Origin of the sequence: Bartonella sp. AP58NXGY, assembly GCF_042195785.1 — a bacterium.
Classification (GTDB): Bacteria; Pseudomonadota; Alphaproteobacteria; order Rhizobiales; family Rhizobiaceae; genus Bartonella.
Map to the genome: position 1 here is coordinate 1 of NZ_JBHIOY010000277.1, position 280 is coordinate 280.

Here is a 280-nt window from a genome sequence, read left to right on the forward strand (position 1 = left end):
AGCGAGCAATAATTTAAGCAATCTGAAAGCGAGAAAACGATAACTTATAACTTCATAAGCTAAAAAAAACTGTTATGCAATAAATTTTGCGTTATCCTCTTCACAATTCCTCTTTTGAAAAAGGAGAGAGATATTTCTTTTAAAACCAATATAATAGATACTATTCTTCATAAAAGGTATGATCTATCTCTCTCTCAATGAGACGGTATCGGCATTTCAGCCAATACACCAGACAGATATTCGTAATTCTTAAACGCTCTTCCAACATAAAAATGTAAAA